At 66.5% G+C, this 17,186-nt stretch carries 14 protein-coding genes; 11 read left to right on the forward strand and 3 right to left on the reverse strand.

All coding sequences use genetic code 11. From position 1 onward, the window contains the following. Positions 1-403 precede the first annotated feature (403 nt). The 10 genes from ACIF9R_RS24740 (at position 404) to ACIF9R_RS24785 (ending at position 11,585) form a co-directional block, all read left to right on the forward strand. Positions 404-637: a hypothetical protein gene (locus ACIF9R_RS24740; protein ID WP_399983971.1), complete on the forward strand. Its 234-nt coding sequence runs from the start codon at positions 404-406 to the stop codon at positions 635-637. A gap of 706 nt (positions 638-1,343) precedes the next feature. Continuing rightward, the gene (locus ACIF9R_RS24745) at positions 1,344-1,940 is read left to right on the forward strand and encodes a hypothetical protein (RefSeq protein WP_399983973.1); all 597 of its coding nucleotides are present in this window, start codon (positions 1,344-1,346) and stop codon (positions 1,938-1,940) included. Between the two features lie 572 nt (positions 1,941-2,512). Further along, positions 2,513-3,073 (forward strand): hypothetical protein, encoded by a 561-nt coding sequence (locus tag ACIF9R_RS24750; protein WP_399983976.1) that lies wholly within the window; start codon positions 2,513-2,515, stop codon positions 3,071-3,073. A gap of 169 nt (positions 3,074-3,242) precedes the next feature. Further along, on the forward strand, positions 3,243-5,414 hold the full coding sequence (locus ACIF9R_RS24755; RefSeq protein ID WP_399983979.1) for a class I SAM-dependent DNA methyltransferase: 2,172 nt from the start codon (positions 3,243-3,245) through the stop codon (positions 5,412-5,414). 1,519 nt (positions 5,415-6,933) lie between these two features. Then, the gene (locus ACIF9R_RS24760; protein ID WP_399983982.1) at positions 6,934-7,488 is read left to right on the forward strand and encodes a hypothetical protein; all 555 of its coding nucleotides are present in this window, start codon (positions 6,934-6,936) and stop codon (positions 7,486-7,488) included. A gap of 10 nt (positions 7,489-7,498) precedes the next feature. Next, entirely contained in the window at positions 7,499-7,954 is a 456-nt protein-coding gene (locus ACIF9R_RS24765) for a hypothetical protein (protein ID WP_399983985.1), read from the forward strand. Positions 7,955-7,988: 34 nt separating this feature from the next. Next, a complete protein-coding gene (locus tag ACIF9R_RS24770) occupies positions 7,989-8,219 on the forward strand; it encodes a hypothetical protein (protein WP_399983988.1) in 231 nt (76 codons plus the stop codon). Between the two features lie 258 nt (positions 8,220-8,477). After that, positions 8,478-9,284: a hypothetical protein gene (locus ACIF9R_RS24775; protein WP_399983991.1), complete on the forward strand. Its 807-nt coding sequence runs from the start codon at positions 8,478-8,480 to the stop codon at positions 9,282-9,284. 438 nt (positions 9,285-9,722) lie between these two features. Further along, positions 9,723-9,902 (forward strand): hypothetical protein, encoded by a 180-nt coding sequence (locus tag ACIF9R_RS24780; protein WP_399983994.1) that lies wholly within the window; start codon positions 9,723-9,725, stop codon positions 9,900-9,902. 492 nt (positions 9,903-10,394) lie between these two features. After that, entirely contained in the window at positions 10,395-11,585 is a 1,191-nt protein-coding gene (locus tag ACIF9R_RS24785; RefSeq protein ID WP_399983997.1) for a cytochrome P450, read from the forward strand. A 53-nt stretch (positions 11,586-11,638) separates the two neighbouring features. Here the strand turns inward: ACIF9R_RS24785 and ACIF9R_RS24790 are convergent, their stop codons facing one another. After that, the gene (locus tag ACIF9R_RS24790) at positions 11,639-12,361 is read right to left on the reverse strand and encodes a hypothetical protein (RefSeq protein ID WP_399984000.1); all 723 of its coding nucleotides are present in this window, start codon (positions 12,359-12,361) and stop codon (positions 11,639-11,641) included. A 42-nt stretch (positions 12,362-12,403) separates the two neighbouring features. After that, a complete protein-coding gene (locus ACIF9R_RS24795; RefSeq protein ID WP_399984003.1) occupies positions 12,404-12,865 on the reverse strand; it encodes a hypothetical protein in 462 nt (153 codons plus the stop codon). Between the two features lie 821 nt (positions 12,866-13,686). On the opposite strand from ACIF9R_RS24795, the gene ACIF9R_RS24800 reads away from it, so the two are divergent. Further along, on the forward strand, positions 13,687-15,600 hold the full coding sequence (locus ACIF9R_RS24800; RefSeq protein ID WP_399984006.1) for a helix-turn-helix domain-containing protein: 1,914 nt from the start codon (positions 13,687-13,689) through the stop codon (positions 15,598-15,600). Between the two features lie 452 nt (positions 15,601-16,052). Here the strand turns inward: ACIF9R_RS24800 and ACIF9R_RS24805 are convergent, their stop codons facing one another. Further along, on the reverse strand, positions 16,053-16,523 hold the full coding sequence (locus ACIF9R_RS24805; RefSeq protein WP_399984009.1) for an ATP-dependent DNA ligase: 471 nt from the start codon (positions 16,521-16,523) through the stop codon (positions 16,053-16,055). Between the last annotated feature and the right edge of the window lie 663 nt (positions 16,524-17,186).

Consider the following 17,186-nt stretch of genomic DNA (forward strand, 5'->3'; position numbering starts at 1 on the left):
CCAGCCGCGTCACCCACGACATCCACATCCACCGCCTCGACCCCGAGAAGGAGATCAACACCGAGCTACAAAAAGCCGCTTAGGAAGCGACGTTGGTCTCGCCGCCAGCATCCGCCGGCGCTCGGCTCGCAAGAGCCGCGCCGCCGAGGGAGACTCCGATAGCTGACTCGACGGGCCCCCGCAAGATGTCCCAGCGGGAGCTGGAGGAGTATTTCGACGCCCTGGTTCACGCAGAAAAGAAGGACTCTCCCGAGTTCCGGCGTGCCTTCAGGGTCTGGGAAGAGAGCCAGTGACCGCTGGCCACCTGAAGAAGACCCGTGTCATCGACGACGTGCTCGCGCTGGACCAGGTCGTGCAGCACGTCATCCAACCCACATCACGCCCTTCAAGGAGGGACTGACCCATGGCCCGCACGCAGAAGATCAAGCAGTACCAGGTCGACCAGTGGAAGAACACGCTGGAGCAGATGCTCGAAGAGGGTAACTTCAGGCAGGACGGTCGGCCGCTGAGCCCCGAGGGCGTCGCAGAGCGCAAGCAGGAGATCGCGATGCTCCGCGGGCTGAGCACCCTTCGCGTGGGCCAGGTCGTCGACCTGGACACCGTTCAGCCCATCTACGAACACCCCCAGGAGGGTTGACCGCAACCCCGGGAGCCGATGAGGCAGAGCGCGCCGTTGGCCCGCCATCTTCCACCCCGAGAAGAAGTACGCGGTCGCCATCCAGACGATCTGTGGCTGCTCGCAGGGTGACTGGCTCGACATACTCGCCGCAGTCCTCGACAACCAGGGGACGCCCAAGTCCCACATCGACCAGGTTCGCACGTGGGCCTTCGGCGACGTTTGGACCGTCAGCCCGACCGCGGGGCCGGAGCCTCCGGCATCTGTGCCGACGACGCTGGCGCAGCGGTCGCGCACTTCCGCGAGAACTTCCAGGAGGATGAAGAGTCTGTGTCCGAAGGGCTCGATCCGACAGCAGATCGCGACACCACGTGTCGCGTGAGCTGGGAGATCGACGCTGAAGGAAGCACAGCTCTCGGGGCTACTCGCCAGGTTTGGGCAGACGAGTTCGGCCGCGACGGTGCTACTGACGGGGACGACTGTGTCTTCACCGTCACCGACAGCGCGACGGGCCAATCAGTGATGATCGACCTCCGTGACCACGATGGGTAGTTCGACGACCCGCTCTGAAGCGCAAGCGTTGGGCCGGCACAGCCGGCTCGGGAGCCAAAGAAACACCCGCCTGCCGGTGGGGCCGTGCTGGAACGACCAGCCCAGCTCCACCGGCAGTTTCGTTGCCGGCCCCAGCCAGCTGCCGTATCCAACAAGCTCAAGGAGCAGCGCTCTCATGACCGATCACGACTGGGACAACCTCATCACCTGCGAGTTCGTCAGCGCGCAGCCACCCGAACGCCCGGACAGGGAAAACACCGTGTCCAGTACCGCGCTTCCTGAGAAGCTCATACGCACCGTCACCGACGCCTACCTGATAGCCCTCAGGCGGGGGGATCTTTGCGCAGCGCTCGGACTCATGACGCAACTGGCCAACACTTATGGTCTGGTAGCCGTCCGCGGCCTCGCCGCCGAGCTCGCCATGGAGCTTCATATCCACTGCCCGCCACGCTTCCGTACTGCCTTCGGTGGCGCGAACCTCTCCGCTCTCGCTCCCGCGGCGGACGACGACGCGCTCACCACCCTTGATGTCGCCTCCAAGACCAACCGCCTCATGGAGCGCGGGCAGGTCACAGCTGCCGACTTGGAGGACACCGAAGTCCAGATGCGTGTCACGGAAACCGTCCGTCATGCCGTTCAGGCGGCACTCAATGCCGTTGCTGGGCACAGTCATTCGGCTGCGGCCGCTCAGCTGGGCTCGCTGAGCACACCCCGCGAGCTGTCTGCGGCCGTGGCCCTGCTCACCAACGGGCTTCGGGTCGTACTGCTGTAAGCGCATGTCATGAGCCCTCGTATCTGCCGCAAGGGCCGTAGCCGGCCGATCCCGTTCGACTGCAAGTCCGGCGCTGGACACCCAGGTACGTGCAGCCCCTTCACCCACCGGCCCCACCCACCCGAGAACGCTGACGATCACGCTGCGCTCCTCGCGATGAGCAGGGAACGCCAGAACGCCAGCGCGGGTGAACGGGCCCGCTCGGCCCCTAATTCCCCTTCACCTTCATGACGGACCTGGAGGTACCTTGCATGCCCGCATTCCTGGAGCAGCCCGCCTACGGACCCGGAGGCCCAGACGGCAACGGCTGGACCCGCCTCACCCTCGGCGCCCACTTCGACCACCTGCACCAGTGTGGGTGGCGGCCGACGCATCACACCTCACTGTTCGAGGCATTGACTGGCCGTCAGCGATGGGGCGGTTACGAGCGTTGTCCTGGAGACGGACCCGGGGCGTGCGCAGGGTGCCTGGTTCAGCGCCGTCGTCTCACGCACGACGGCGGGCTCGACTGGCCGGCGGACACGCCCCTTCTCCTGGCTCGCGTCAGGCCATGGCCGTCCGCTCCTGATGCGTTGTTCACCGACCAGGCTTCCAGGCGCAGCACTTTGGAGTTGTTTGCCTGGAGGGGCGGTCCGCCCATAGCGACAACCGGCTGGAAGGAGGTTCTCAACACACCTGGCGTTCAGATCAGCTGGAGGTGGCAGGACGAGGAGAGCGAGGCGTTCTGGATCGTCCGCAACCGCTCCGAGGCTGACGCCACGGTGGTCCTCAGCGAGCATGACGGCGAACGTACGCGCCACGAGCTGTACAGCGGGCGAGACCGGACCCGTACGGCCATTCTGACCTGCGACGGCGTCTGCGCTCACGAGGCATATCACTTGCAGCAGCTGGCCGCCGACCTCGATGGCCTCGCTGACGGCACTGCGCCTTCGGACGAGGTGACCGTGATCCCCCAGAGCCTTCCAGGCGTGCCGTTGATCAGCATCACCCAGGACGGCGCTCACGGCGTGCTGCACCTGGGCCGTTCCCGCGACTACCCGGCATCCACTGTCCATATCAACTGGGAGTTCCATGACGGTGAGCTCACAGCGACCGCCCTCGTGGCGCACGTCGTCCGTCTCACCGCTGTTTGAACCCGGGCAGTCGGCCTCCTCGGGCTGATGGCCACCACCTGCCGCACCGAGCACACACAGGTACCTCGAGATCGCTGAGATGAAATAGATGACCAAGGTATGCACAGGCCCCAGCACCCCCACACCTCCCGTAGCCTCAGACCGCGACGCAGAAACGCCGATCGCGCAGATGGAAGCGGCGGCCCTCACGGAGCCCGCGCGACCACACGACCTGGCAGACAACGAAGACTTCGACTACATCACCGGCACAACGGTGATCCGGCTCTCCGAGACCGAGAAGCTACGCCAGAGCGTCGTACGGGCTCTCGTCGATCAGTACGGCATCGACCCGCGCGACGTGGCGGCCGACGTCCCTCTCCACGTGACGGACCCGGAAGGCGGCCGTCCGCGCCGGCGACGTGTCAGCCTCGCCGTCTTCGAGCACGGCAGGCCGCATGAGCAGGAGTACATCCGCCGTGTCGTCGTGACAAGCGTCCGCCCCAGGAACAACCGGGCCTCAGCCAAAATCCGCTCCTACACGCATGCCCACCACCAGGACGACACGGCCGACGAGGTCACCGCGCTCATGCAGGCGGCTGGGCCCGCCTGCTGGTACGGCCTGTGGACCGACGGCAACGACCTGCTCTTCATCGGTCGAGACACCACGTCCGTGGGGAACAAAACGTTCCTTCCTCTGACGAACTGGCCAACTGCAGTCGCGCACCAGCGCGACACCGCACCCGCGCCTCCTTCGCGCACCACCGGGAGCACACCGGCCAACGAGACGATGCTGAGGCTCGCTTTCCGGCGTTGTCGCAACGCCATCCACGTCAACGAGGGGCAGCCCTTAAACGCGGCCTTCTGGCAGCTCCTGTACGTCCTGCTCGCTAAGTTCCATGACGAATACCTGGTCCGCGAAGGAAAGAGGGAGACCCGTTTCCACCTCCACCGCGACACGTCGGACCGTGTTCCAGGTGAAGCAGACCGTTCCGCCGCCGCGGAACGCGTGAGAGCACTCTTCGGCGAGGTCAAGGAGCGCTACGCCCACTACAACCTGTTCGACCAGACCGACGAGCTCTCTCTCAGCGATCAAGCTCTCGGCTTCCTCGTCGGCGGGCTGGCCGCCTACAGCCTTTGCACCACGCCCCTGGACACCCTCACCACCGCCTACCACGAGTTGTTCGGCGACACCTTGAGCGGCGACCACGGTCAGTACTTCACCCCCGCCAGCGTGGTCCGCCTGCTGGTGGAGATCACCGCCCCCGAGCCAGGAGCGACCGTACTCGATCCGTGCTGCGGCACCGGCGGCTTCCTCCGCGAAAGCCTCGCAGCCCTGAGCCGCAGACAGACCATCGAGGCCGCCCTCCTGACCACGCAGGAGCACGCCCGACTGGCAGCAGCTCACCACGAGGAACTGAGCAGGAATGCACAAGAGCGGGTCTTCGGCGCGGACCTCGACCCCATGATGGCCCGTGCCGCCGCGTTCGCCGTGATGATGCTGACCGGCAGCGTCGGCAACACCTTCCACATGGACTCGTTGGCCTTCCCCACGAGCGGCGCCCTACCCGGCCTCCCCGATGCCAGACGCCATCTCGACCGCATCGGTCCCGGTGCAGTCGACGTCTTGCTCACCAACCCTCCCTTCGGCTCGGACATCTCCGTGACCGGTCCTGTCCTGGAGCCGTTCCGCACAGGCCCGTCACAAGTCGAGAAGCCGAGCGTCGCCTTCAGCTGGACCCGTGAGAAGGACGGCACTCTCCGACGCGGGAAGCCGGCCTCCTCCGTGGTACCTGAGAAGCTCTTTGTCCAGAAGGCGATCGAATGGGTGCGGCCCGGCGGCCGCATCGGCATGGTCCTGCCCAACGGGATCTTGTCCAACCCCGGCGCCGACGATGAGGCGCTCCGCCAGTACATCCTCGACGAGTGCTGGATCATGGCCAGCGTTGACCTGCCCATGGAGAGTTTCCAAGTCGGCGCGGGCGTCAACGTTCTGACCAGCGCCCTTGCGCTGCGGAAGAAAACCCAGCAGGAGAAGCGCCGGGAGCGGATGCACGGCCCTGCCGACTATCCGGTGTTCATGGCCGTCGCCGAGAAGGTCGGCCACGACCGGCGGGGCAAAGCGCTGTACGTACGGGACGGTCACGGCAATCTCGTGGCCAGCTGGCATGAGGAGACGGACCTGATAACCGTCCGCGGTGTTGCAAACCTGCGCACCGTGAGGCGGCGCGCCTTCATTCTCGACGACGACCTCAGGTCCGCTCGGCAGTTCCCTCAGGGGAACGACCGGCCGTGCATCATCGCCGCGTACGACGCGTTTGTGGCCCGGCACGGCCACGAATTCCCCTGGAACAGCGGTGACTGAAGCGTTCTCCTTCCTGAGCTTGCTCAGGAAGGAGAACGCTGCCCACCTCGGGTCTCTCAGGAGAGGCCCTGACCTACGTCGAGGCTGACGTGCAGCGCGGGAACACCATGTTCCCGTCAAGGAAACTCCATTGAACCTCCAGCAACATGCGGAAGCGCTCCGCAAGGTAATCGAGCAAGCGGAAGCTGACGGGTCTGAGGTCCACATCAAGGCCCGTAGCTGTCACTGCTTCAAAGACGGTATCTGGATTACGAACCCGAACACTGGCGACGGCATAGAGCTTTACGTCTACTGGGACTAGCCCTGGAGGGCACGAAATGCATTGGGCCTACATTCAGTGGAGCCCGGAAGCAGAAGGCGTCCACGAAGTCACGGTAACCGCGGATCACGCACACAAGCGGTGCGCGGAAAAATCCGAGGACACAGACGTTGTCGTTGACTGCGACGTGAAACTTCCTGAGGAGCTGCGACACACCGTTTGGGGAGAAAGTAAGGATTCCGTTATGGCTGCGGCTCGCCGCATTGCTCTGGATATCGTTCCTTACGGAGGCCGCTACTCCACCCACTACATAGGTGAGGTCATCTAGTCCCTTATCCACTGAACTACACAGGGCCGCGAACCAAGGGAGAACCATGTCCGCCGACCGTCGACGCGAAAACCAGTGATCAGCCGTCGAACACTGCTCGCAAGATGGCTGCGACACCACCATTCCCGGGCGCGCATGGAGCCGCATCAAGTCCAACTGGTTCTTCCAGAAGAACGGCAGCCAATACTGCCCCGAGCGCACCCCCGAATGGGTCGCCGAGTGGCGTGCCCGGAAGAAACGCGACAACCCCGAGAAAGAGGGCTGAGCAGTGCCAACCATCACCCATCAGCCCCTGGCCGCCCGCATGCGGCCGACATCGCTCGACCAGATCGTCGGACAGGCGCACCTCGTCTTCCCTGGCTCGCCGGGGTGGTTACCTGTTCTGAGAGGAGAGAGTTGTGCCTGAGTGGCATTACTACAATGACCGGTTCGATTCCGCGCGAACTGGCGAGCATGGATGGCGTAAGGTCCTTTCGGATCACGCGCCGCACAAGCGCCAGCCCCATGAGGCCGGCCCGCACTGCGGCGAGCTGTGTCGTGAGGGATTGTGGCCTCTTCCCTCGGAGTTGAGGGGGATGGCAATCTCCGGCAACCCTGGTATCGGTCCGTGGGGATTCAAGCATGGTGAGCATGCCGATTCCTGGTATGTGGTGACTGACGGGAGGGTTTTCCAACTTACCCGTTGGCCAAAATCGTTTCAGGTACTGGAAATGCAGTACCGGGAGCACCAGCCCTACTCGTGGATTCCCAACTGTGAGCGGTTCTGGTCACGAACAACGGACTGGATTGGCGTTCAGTCCACTCACGAGTATCTGTGAGGCAGTCGACTCGGCGACTATAAACAGGCGTTAGGTTGAGCGCGTCCGACCCGACAAGTCGGGGTCGCAGGGGTGGTGTCCTATATTCGAGAAGAGAGAGCAATATGCCGATCATTGCTGCCAGACACGCTGTCGGCGATCCCCGCCAACCTCACCGACGCCACGGCCGACACCTGGCACGCGCTGTGCACGTCGGTGGATGAGCGGTACGGGGTGTACCGGCTCGACCTTCAAGCCGCCATGGACGCAGGCAGGGCCGCGCTCGCCGTGCTCGCCGCCGATGAGGAGTCGGAGGCGCAGGAGTCGCCGGAGCTGTGGGCGTCGCGTGAGTTCGTACAGACCGCCGAGCCGGGCACGGATGCCGAGGTGATCGAGTGGGCCGGGGCGGGTCTGCTGTGGCAGCGCGGTGACGGGTTCGGGCACGCGGGCCGTAGGGTGTCCGCTGCCCGTGTGGCGCCGCTGATCGAGACGGGGACGCTGTACCGGTCCGCCGACGGACGCGTCTACCCCGTCAAGGACGCGAAGGCCGAGACGACCGCGCCGGTCATGGTGGGCGAGTGCTGCTCGTGCAGTGCGGCCGTCGAGTTCCCCCGGAGCGAAAGCCGCCCCACCTGCACCCACAACGGGAGCAGTGGGGTAGCGGGGTCGTGGTTGCCGGGTACGTCGTGACGCCCCGGCCGTGGCGGGCCTGCTGAACATCCAATTCGGCAAGGGCAGCATCGACCGCCATGAGCGCACCGACGCCCCGATGCTGGGCGATGGCGACCAGCCGTACGTGGTCGGTCACCACCTGGTCAACCCGGCCGACCTGACCGCTGGGGCGGACAACGGGGCCGCGCCGCTGATCAAGTTCCGCCGGACCATGCTCGCGGCGGCCTACCCGACCAACGCCACCGCCGAGCGGGCGAGCAAGGAGACCTTCGAGAAGGTCCAGGACCTTGTCACCGGGCTGGTCACCACCTACCAGGCCGACAAGGCCACCCCGGCGCGGGAGGCCGCCTACGCCCAGTTCCTCGACACCAAGCGCGCCGAAGCCGTCCAGGACGCCATCGACAAGATCAACGGCAAGATCCAGGCCCTCAAGCTCGCCCGCGCCGAACTGACCGAGAAGCTGAACAGCTACAAGGCCGCCTAACCCCTCCACCCGCCACCAAGGAGCAGCACCTGATATGGGCACAACTCTCGCCGACCTGTCGGCAGAGCACATCGGCAAGCTGATCGAGGTCGACGATTCGGTCATGGTCGACTCCCGAACCGTGCTCATCGCCGCCACCCGACGCGTGCGACTCCTCGACTACCAGCAGCAGAACGGCGCCACGCGCATCCTTGACGGGGCCGTTCCGCAATGGCCGACCTGGATCGAGTGGGCCGACTGGCGCACGTTCCGCGTTCTGAACTGACCCCGCAGGGCCCCGGCTCCGCGCCCCTCGTGCCTCGGCCTCCGCGCCGCAGAGCCCCGGGGACACCCAGACCAGGGCAGGACGGACCGGCCCCCAGGACCCGTCCGCGCCCACCCCAGCCCGGCCCCAGGCCCCCAAATCCCCCTCCACCGGGGCCGGGCCGGGGCCGGGCCACCACACACCGACCACAGCCGGACTCGCCTCCCGGCCAGGGCTCCATGCGGACGTGGTGTCCGCAAGTAAACGAGAGGAGAACATGTGTCTCAGGACACCAGCTCAGTGAATCGTCAGGCGTTCATGGACAGGCTGCGCGAGCAGTGGGAGAAGCAGCCGACTGAGCAGTACGAGTTCGTCGGGCTGACCGGCATGGACTACAACGACTGGCTGGAGCACCGCCATGGCTGGCCGGTCGACGCGGCTGGCAACTGCCGCATCCACTCGGAGCTGGAGGAATTCCCGGCAACGGACTGCAAGGTCTGCTCGACCCTGATCAAGCTGTACGAGGAGCAACACGGCAGCACCACCGAGTTGGCTCCGAACAGCTTCGTCACCACCGGCGATGCGGCGCACTTGGCCGCCACCTCGGCCCGGCCCATGCGCGTGGGCCGTCTCAGCGCCTCGTTCTTGGCCGACCATGCTGCCCTTGAGGAGGCGACCGCCCACTGGTCGCTGGAACAGCTCACGGCCGCCGCCAGCTCCCTCACGGCCGCCAGCATCCGGCGCCGCGAGTCCATGTTCGTGGACGTGCTGCGCGCCCTGTTCTACATCCCCCCGAGCGCAGGCAAGCCCGTCGCCCGGGTCGAGTTCGTGACCGACTCCCCGGCGGAGAACGGAGTGTTCTGGAACGAGTCGAGGGTCTACCTCCACCACGCGGACGGGTCGGTGGACGAGTTCGAGGACTTCACCGAGGACGGTGACGAGAAGGAGCTGTACGCCGACCTGGACGGCATGTTCCGGGACCTGCTGACAGACATTGCCGCCGACACCCTGCCGCAGCCCGGCGACCACCTGATCGTGGACCTCAGGACCGGCGAGTTCGAACGGTCCGGAAAGTGGGCGGCCTAACGGATCACCAGCCCACCCCGACGCCGGTGACACTCCCGGCAGCTGGGACCGCTGAGCGGCAGCCACGCGTTCGTGGTGGGGCCCGTACCCGGCAACCCGGGTTCGGGCCCCACGTGCTGCCGTCTCCCGGGCACCGCCCGCCCAGCCGGCGGGTGCATCGATCGCAGTTGCCGAGCCCGCGCCGAACCGTCGACACTCCCACGGTCTGGCTGCCGGGTCCGCCACGGCCACCGGCGCGCAGCGGTGCGGCGGTGTTGTTCCTGGTCACCGCTCTGCCAGCAGGGGGAGCAGGACCGTAGCTTTCTGGGTGCGGCACAGCGCGGCAGGCGGCCAGGGCAGCAGCAAGTCCCGTGCTGCACAGCGCCGTTACAGATCACTGTCGCGCCGATTGTGGCCGCGCCGTATTCCCGCTCAGTCTGTGGCCAGCTGGAGGAACGCATGCCCCGGTACAAAGTCTTTCTTCATGCTCACGCCGGTGCCGAGGTCGAGGTGGACGCGCCGGACGTGCAGGAGGCCAACCGCCTGGCGCAGGAGGCTGTCAGGGAGCGCAGGGCCGTCCGCCGCCCCATCGAGAAGTGGACGCCGACGATGACGGTGAACCTCGACCGCAAGCCCTGACCCCCGGTTGCCGCACCCCTTGCCTGCCATGCCCGGACGCACCCAGCCGACGTATTCGCTGGTCGGGCGCGGTAGGGGGTGGGGTGGTGGTGCGTAGGATGCCGACGCTTACCGGCGCCGCCAATTTCGTAGACGCCTCGGATGGCGAAACCACCGTCGGCTGCGGCGTGACTGCCCCGAAAGATGTCGTATTCGTAGCGAGTGCCGACGATTACAGCGTGACGTACGTCGGCCCGAACGGCAGGACAAGCATGTCGCGCTCCCTGTTTTCCGACTTGTTCGAACCAGCAGGCACAGCTGAGCTGGAGAGCCCTATTGGTGTTGTTGGAGCCACCCTGACCGTGTTCAGCGGCCTCGGCTCCAGTACCGGGCTGTTGGTCAAGATGGAGGACGGCATCGTCCAACTCGCCCGAGGCGGGTCTCGGACACCGGCCCGGCCGCCAGGTCCGAGCCGGGAATAGCCGAGCGGGAACAGCGTCCTAGGGTGGACGAATGGATGCTGCCGACGATTTGCTGACCCGCCCATACGACGTCTACCAGAGGCTGCGGACTACCTCTCCGGTGCACCGGATCACAGGAACGGATGGACAACCTGCGTGGCTCGTCACCCGGTTCGACGACGTTCGCGCCGCCCTTGCCGATCCGCTCCTGTCGTTGGACAAGACGCATGCCCGCGAGGGCAGTTACCGCGGGCTGTCCCTGCCGCCAGCTCTGGACGCCAATCTCCTGAACATGGATCCGCCGGACCACACGCGTCTGCATCGCCTGGTCGCACGGGCGTTTACCCAGCGTCGGGTCGAGCAGCTGCGCGCCCCGATCCGGGCCACCACCGATCAACTCCTGGACGCCCTCGGCGAGCACGGCACCACAGACTTGATCGCGTCGTATGCGGCCCCGCTGCCGATCACCGTGATCTGCGATCTCCTTGGCGTCCCGGGCAGCTACCGGAGGGACTTCCGCGCCTGGACGAGCGCGCTGATTGCCCCGGATCCGGACCGCCCCCAGGCCGCAAAGGAGGCCATCGCGGCCATGCTGAACTTCTTCACGGAGCTCATAGCCCACAAGCGGCGCGAGTCGGCCGATGACCTCCTCACCGACTTGATCGCTGTGCGGGACACGGAGGGCGACCGACTCACTGAGGACGAGCTGATGTCTTTGGCCTTCCTTATCCTCTTCGCCGGCTATGAGAACACCGTCCAGCTGATCGGCAACGCGGTCCTGGCCCTGCTGCAGCATCCCGACCAGATGGCGCTGGTGCGCAAAGACCCCTCGCGGATCCCCACCGCCGTCGAGGAACTCGCCCGGTACGAGGGCCCGGCCCTGCTTGCCATCCGCCGCTTCCCGATCCAGGACGTGACGATCGGCGGCGTCCGGATCCCGGCGGGCGAGACGGTCCTGCTGTCCCTGTCCGCCGCCAACCGCGACCCAGACCGCTTCCCCGACCCGGACTGCCTGGACCTCGGCCGCGACGCAACCGGCCACCTGGCGCTCGGCCACGGCATCCACTACTGCCTGGGCGCCCCCCTGGCACGAGCCGAAACCGAGATCGCCCTGGCCGCGCTCCTTGAGCGGTTCGAGGACCTCGAACTCACCGAGAATGAACCTCGGTGGCGGCCGTCGCTGCGTGCCCGCGGACTTCTCGATCTGCCGGTGCGCTATTGGGGCACCAGGCCCTTCTCCTGACCGGGACACTCGTCGAAATCGCCGCTGCCCGGCCTCCGTTCCGGCCGGGGCGGCTAATCCTCGGCCAGCGCCTTCTTCTGGCGGAGCCGCTCACGCAGGGCACCGATCATGGGGAGCGTCAGGCCGCCGAAGAGGAACAGCACCGCCAGTCCGCTCAGCGTGGGGCTCACAACCTCCTCGGCTTTCAGCGGCCAGGGATTGTCGAGGGTGTAGAAGATGATGTACGAGCCCTTGGAGAACGCATACGCCAGGCCGAGGGCCGCCGACACGGAGGACAAGGCGAAGCCGACGCCACTCCACGGTCTGATGCCCCAGTTACGGCGTGCTGTCCTGCCGCACATGAATGCGAGTTCAGCGCAGGTGACCAGGACGTAGGAGAGGTAGATCAGCAGGTATGCGGCGACCTTCGGGTCGTCGACGTACTTGGTCGTGAACTCGACGTCGGGCCGGTTCGTGGCCACGAAGAGCGGCACCAGGATCGCCAGTTCCACCGCGGCTGCGAAGCCGCGCTGGAACATCGCGGCCTTCAGATACTCGGGCCGGTAGGCCAGATCCACCATCGTGATCTGGAGGAAGGCGCACCACAGAACCGCACAGATGTGGGCCACCAGCTTGCCGGCGTTGTGCAGGCCCGTGACGTTCTGCAGCGCATCGGCCACTGCGGGGACGGCACACAGGACACCGAGTGTGCACACCCCGAAGGCGAGGGCGATCGCCCAGGTGGAGACCCGCGGGTTACCCAGAGCCCTCCGCGTGCAGAGTGCCGTGACCAGCAACCCGGCTACGGTGCACGTCCCGAAGACTATGCCGTCGACCACTTACAGCCCCTCCAGTGAATCTGCCGCATACCGTGCGGCGTCGTCCATACTCCGGCGCCGCTGGCGCCTGCCCGGCGTCTGGGCCGTCTCGTCGTCCGGCACTGGCTCCAGGCCGAGTTCCTCCCGACGGCGTACCAAGTCCGTGATGACGTTCTGCACCTCATCGGGTGGAAGGCCGTTCAACAGGGCGAGAACGCGGCGTGCCTGAGGATCTTCGAAGGCCTCCAGGGATTTCAGATCGCCGTAGCTGTCGTGTGGTAGAAGGTGTGCGGGTGGAACGCCGCCCAGAGCCTCGCACAGCGCCAGGACGGTGCCCACGGTCGGGTTGTCCTGGGACCCCTTGGCCAGCTTGGCGATGGCAGCGTGAGACACCGACGGGTGATCACCCGGCAGCGCGTCCACGGCAGCAGACAAGGTGCGCGACGAGAATGCGCGGCCCTTGGCATCCCGACGGGAGGCCATCAGAGCACTGAGTCTCTCCGCCAGAGGATGGCGGCTACGCCTCAGCACAGGCACGAGTTGCAGGACAGCTCCCGGGAGCTGTCCTGCTGAAGACTGCACACCACCACGTATCGATCTCTCACTCAGTCGGGGCTGGGTTCGTTGCTGTGTACTTTAGTTGACATGATCGGGAGCGCAAGGCAGGATCGCGATGGGGAGAATGACACCCTGTGAAGCGGATTGATTACTGACCGTAATATCCGCAGTACAGGAAATAATCTCCCGGGCGCTGGGTCCCCAGTGGCCCGAAGAGTTGGCGCGACGGCGGGGGATACGGCGTTGGTGTTTGCCGAACTGCGGCTCGCGCTTGCAGGTTGGCGCTGTACCGGCAGGGGGAAGAGTTTACGATGGATCTGGCATCCAACAGCAGTGACCACGCTGGCCAGAGTGTGCGCGGCGGAGGGCCGACCATGCCGCGTGAGCTTCTTGACCGCCGCCGCTCTCGGTCTAGAAGGGCGGCCGCCGGGGGAGGATTGCCGGGTCGTCCTCGCCGCCGCCTGACCCTTCGCCGGGTATGCGCGCTCCGCGCCGGAAGAGGACTCCCGACCGGGGTCCTCGCCCGCACGGCGGCACCCCCGCCGCGACGCCACCTCAAGAGGACGGCTGCGCTACACCCCCGGCTTTCCCTTCTCGGCGGACGGGTGTGTCAGGGGGCGACTCCGCGGTTGGCAGCGCGGGTTGACGGGAGTGGAGCCATGAGGCCGTGATCGCCGCGCGCCCATGCCGGCGAGCCGGTGTCAGGGGTGCTACACGACCTCGTCCCAACTCCCGAGGAGCACGTCATGTCGACCCTGGGCTCACTGTCCACCGATAGGCCTGAACTCGAACTGACATTCGTGGAAAGCGGTTCCCGGCGTGCCCAGACCACGGAAATCAACGGCGTGGTGACGATGACGCCGGAACAACTGCTGGAAGGCGGAGTCCCGTCGACTCTGCCCGATGGCTCGCTCGTCCTGATGACTGGCGCGTCACCCTTCCGCCTCCGCGGTCGCATCACCACGGTGCTCGAGCTGTTGCTCCAGCGGATGAGCCGGGACGGCAGTGCTGGCCTGGCCGTCACTGCCGCTCCAGGAGCGCGTCAGCCGTTCCCCCCGGCCATCGTGGACCGGGCCGCCCGGCTGGGCATCGCCCTGCTGATCACGTCCGCGCCCGCCGAGCGCTGGGAAGGCATGCATGAGAAGATTCAACAGGCTCGCCTGATGTTCGCCGAGCGTCGTGCTGCCCAACTCGACTCGCTCGTAAAGGAGTTGCCTGCCCAGCTGGCCGATGCGCGGGCCATGCAGCGCATCGCGGACTGGCTTGCCCGGGTCCTGGACTGTCAGGTTCTGGTAAGCGAACCGGAGCGCGTCCTCGCCGCCTCACCGGCCACCGCCGCCGAGCAACTGGCCCAGGCCATCATCCGCCAGTCCGTCGACGGCATTCTCCCCGAGACGCTTTCCGGACCCCACACCCAGCTCATCTCGCTGGCCCCGGCCTCGGCAGCGGACACCGTTCTCGCGGTGGCCCGCAGAACCCCATTCGACGAGGCCGACCTGCGGTTGCTCCGGCACGCGGCCAAGCTCCTGGGACTCGTGGACCAGGCGCACCGCGAGTACCGGGCGGCCTCCGGAGCCTCCCAGGCGGCGCGCAGCGCGGCGTTCGAACTGCTGCTGGACGGCGAGGTCGAAAAGGCCCGGCGTGTCATGGCCAATCTGGCGCCCGGGCTTCTGGCACCCGAGACCGCCCGCGTCTTCGTTGTGGAGACCCCTCAGGCACGCCGGGACCTGGCTGCGCACAGCTTCAGCTTATCCGTCGGACAGCAGGCCCTCGTCGTGCCCGACCCGAGGGACGACCGGCGGATACTCATCGTGCATCCGATCCGCTCCGACGACGACACCGGTGCGGAGGTCTCCGCCGAACTCACCCGCCTGGTGGGTGCCCTGGAACCCCCCTCGTCCCTGGGCGGCAGCGGTGTCTACTCCATGACGCTGCTCGCCAACGCGCTCAACGAGGCCATCACTGCGCAAAGGTTCGCCGCCTTCCAGCCGGACTCCGTGGCCCTGTCCGTGCACGGCTCCGACCTCGTCAGCCTCCTACCACAGGCAGAAGCCCAGCAGTGGGCCCGCCGACTGCTGGACCCGCTGATGCACGACGGGACACAGTGGGAGTCCATGCGGGAGACCCTTCCGGCCGCCCTCGCCTACCCGTACACGGTGGCCGCCCGCCGGCTGCGCCTGCATCGCAACACCGTCATGCGCCGCGCCTCACGAGCTGCCGAGCTCCTGCGCATGGACTTCGCCTCCATCAGTGACCGTATCGCCGTCGCCCTGGCCATGGAACTGGTCACGCAGCGGGAGGTGTCCGCTTCGCCGCGGCTGACGGGTTCGGAACCGGCATCCCTAGTAATGCTGTTGGGCACTCCCCAAGTGCGCGCCTGGGCACAGACCCTGGTCCGGCCGGTCCAGGCGGACAGACGCGACCTGGTGTCCACGGCACTCGCCTGGCTCACGTTCGACACCCATGTCGAGCCCGCGGCCCGCGCGCTCGGCCTCTCCGAGGTCACGGTCCGTTCCCACCTGCGCGCCCTGGAAGGCCACATGCAGCGCGACCTGGCTACCCTCGCCGGCGTACGCGATCTCCAGTTCTCGTTGCACGTCGTCACAGGCCAGCCTGATCTGCGCTCAGGTCGTCCGGGCTTGTCCGTGGTCGCCTGCTGACCATTGCCACCAGCGCCCGGCGCGGGTCCCGGTCTTCATCTCCCTCTCTCCTTTGGCCTGCGGACCTCGAAGGGTGGCACGTCGGCGACGGCCATGTCCGCTCGTACCTGCACGAACCGAACAGGATGGCACAGACGGCCTCGAGCGTTCCGGGAGATATCCGCGCTGACCTCCACGACCGTCTCCGGAACGACCGGCGACGCCTTCAGCTTCTACTGTGATCCCCAAACGGCAGAGAAGGACCGCCCGGCCCACGGGTGATCCGTCTGCACCGGGCGTAGGAAGCCGCCTGCACTTCGGGCCTGGGCGGCTGGCAAGGCGCTTGTACGTCCCAGATATCGCAGTCGTCTCTCCGAGTCGTGCCGGCCGAGCAGCAGGATCCCGGGGCGGCGCGGCGCTCTGGTGACCGCACCGACGACCATCTCGAGGGTGTCGCACACGCGGAACTTCCGCTAGGAGCGCGCCCCTGGCCGGTAGCTTTTGCCGCTGTCCTTGAACACACAGCTCTCCACGCCTGCCGCTGACCAGGTCAGCCACCCGCGGGCCACCTCCGCATCATTGGTTGACGGGCACAGCGTCCAGGGCGCCGAGAGACCCTCCTGCCGGAACAAGTCCTTCAGCGCGCACCGCCTTTCGACGTAGGGACGCTCAAGCAGGCTCCAGCCGTCCAGATGGTGCAGGTCGAAGGCAACATAGTGAGCCGGCCAGACGGTCGCGGCACGTTGCGCGGCGGCACCCCGTCGGTGCAGCCGCTGTGTGAGCCGCTCGAACGCGAGCCTGGTCTCTTCTCTCACGACCAGTTCGTTAACCCGCGCTGCGAAGGCCCGGAAGCCGTCCCACTTCGGTTCGGCAAACCAATTCGACGGGAGGGCAAACGTCTCGACGGGTGTCGCCAGCATCGGCTCGGCGGGAAGCTCGATCACATGGGAGGGGCCACTACAAACCCCTCACCGACCCAAGGAGGACGCGAGGAAAGTGGCTCGTGGAAAGGGGGTAAACTCATCCCGCCAAGATCACAAAGGTCACCGGTGAAATGACGCTTTGTCGACCAACTGGCCGGTTGAGGCGTGGTGTTGTGAATGTGGTGCAGAGTTCTCCAAGTGCCGGATGAGTCATGCCGGGAATCGGGATGTGTGCACCCCCGAAACGACCGTCATGCGGAAGGTGCACTTCCGCGCTGGCGCGCGGCCGACTGGTGCAATGCCAACAGGTGTCAATGGTCGGTTTGTGCACCGGCGAAATGGCATCGCCCGCAGCAAATGCCTAGCATTGCCAATGCAAGCCCGGCCCCACCACCGGGCGAGTGAGGCACAAGCCGAACGCGCCGCATGCACCAGGAGGCGGGTACCAGAGGGTGGCTCCAACCACCGTCCCGGCACCCGCTCTCGCCAGCGCAAAACCAAGCCCCTGTCAGGGCCTGTGCATAACGACTCTCAGCAGAGTCATCACCAGCAGATCTGAGGAACCACTGGGGCCTTCCGCCGGCCTGTTCGAGCACGTCGGCGACGCTCAGAATAGACCAGTGCGCGGCGTGAGAACGGCGCGGCCGCTGGACTTTCGTGAGAGAAGGCCCCCGAGCCAGACGG

The organism is Streptomyces sp. NPDC086080, assembly GCF_044540255.1.
Lineage (GTDB): Bacteria > Actinomycetota > Actinomycetes > Streptomycetales > Streptomycetaceae > Streptomyces.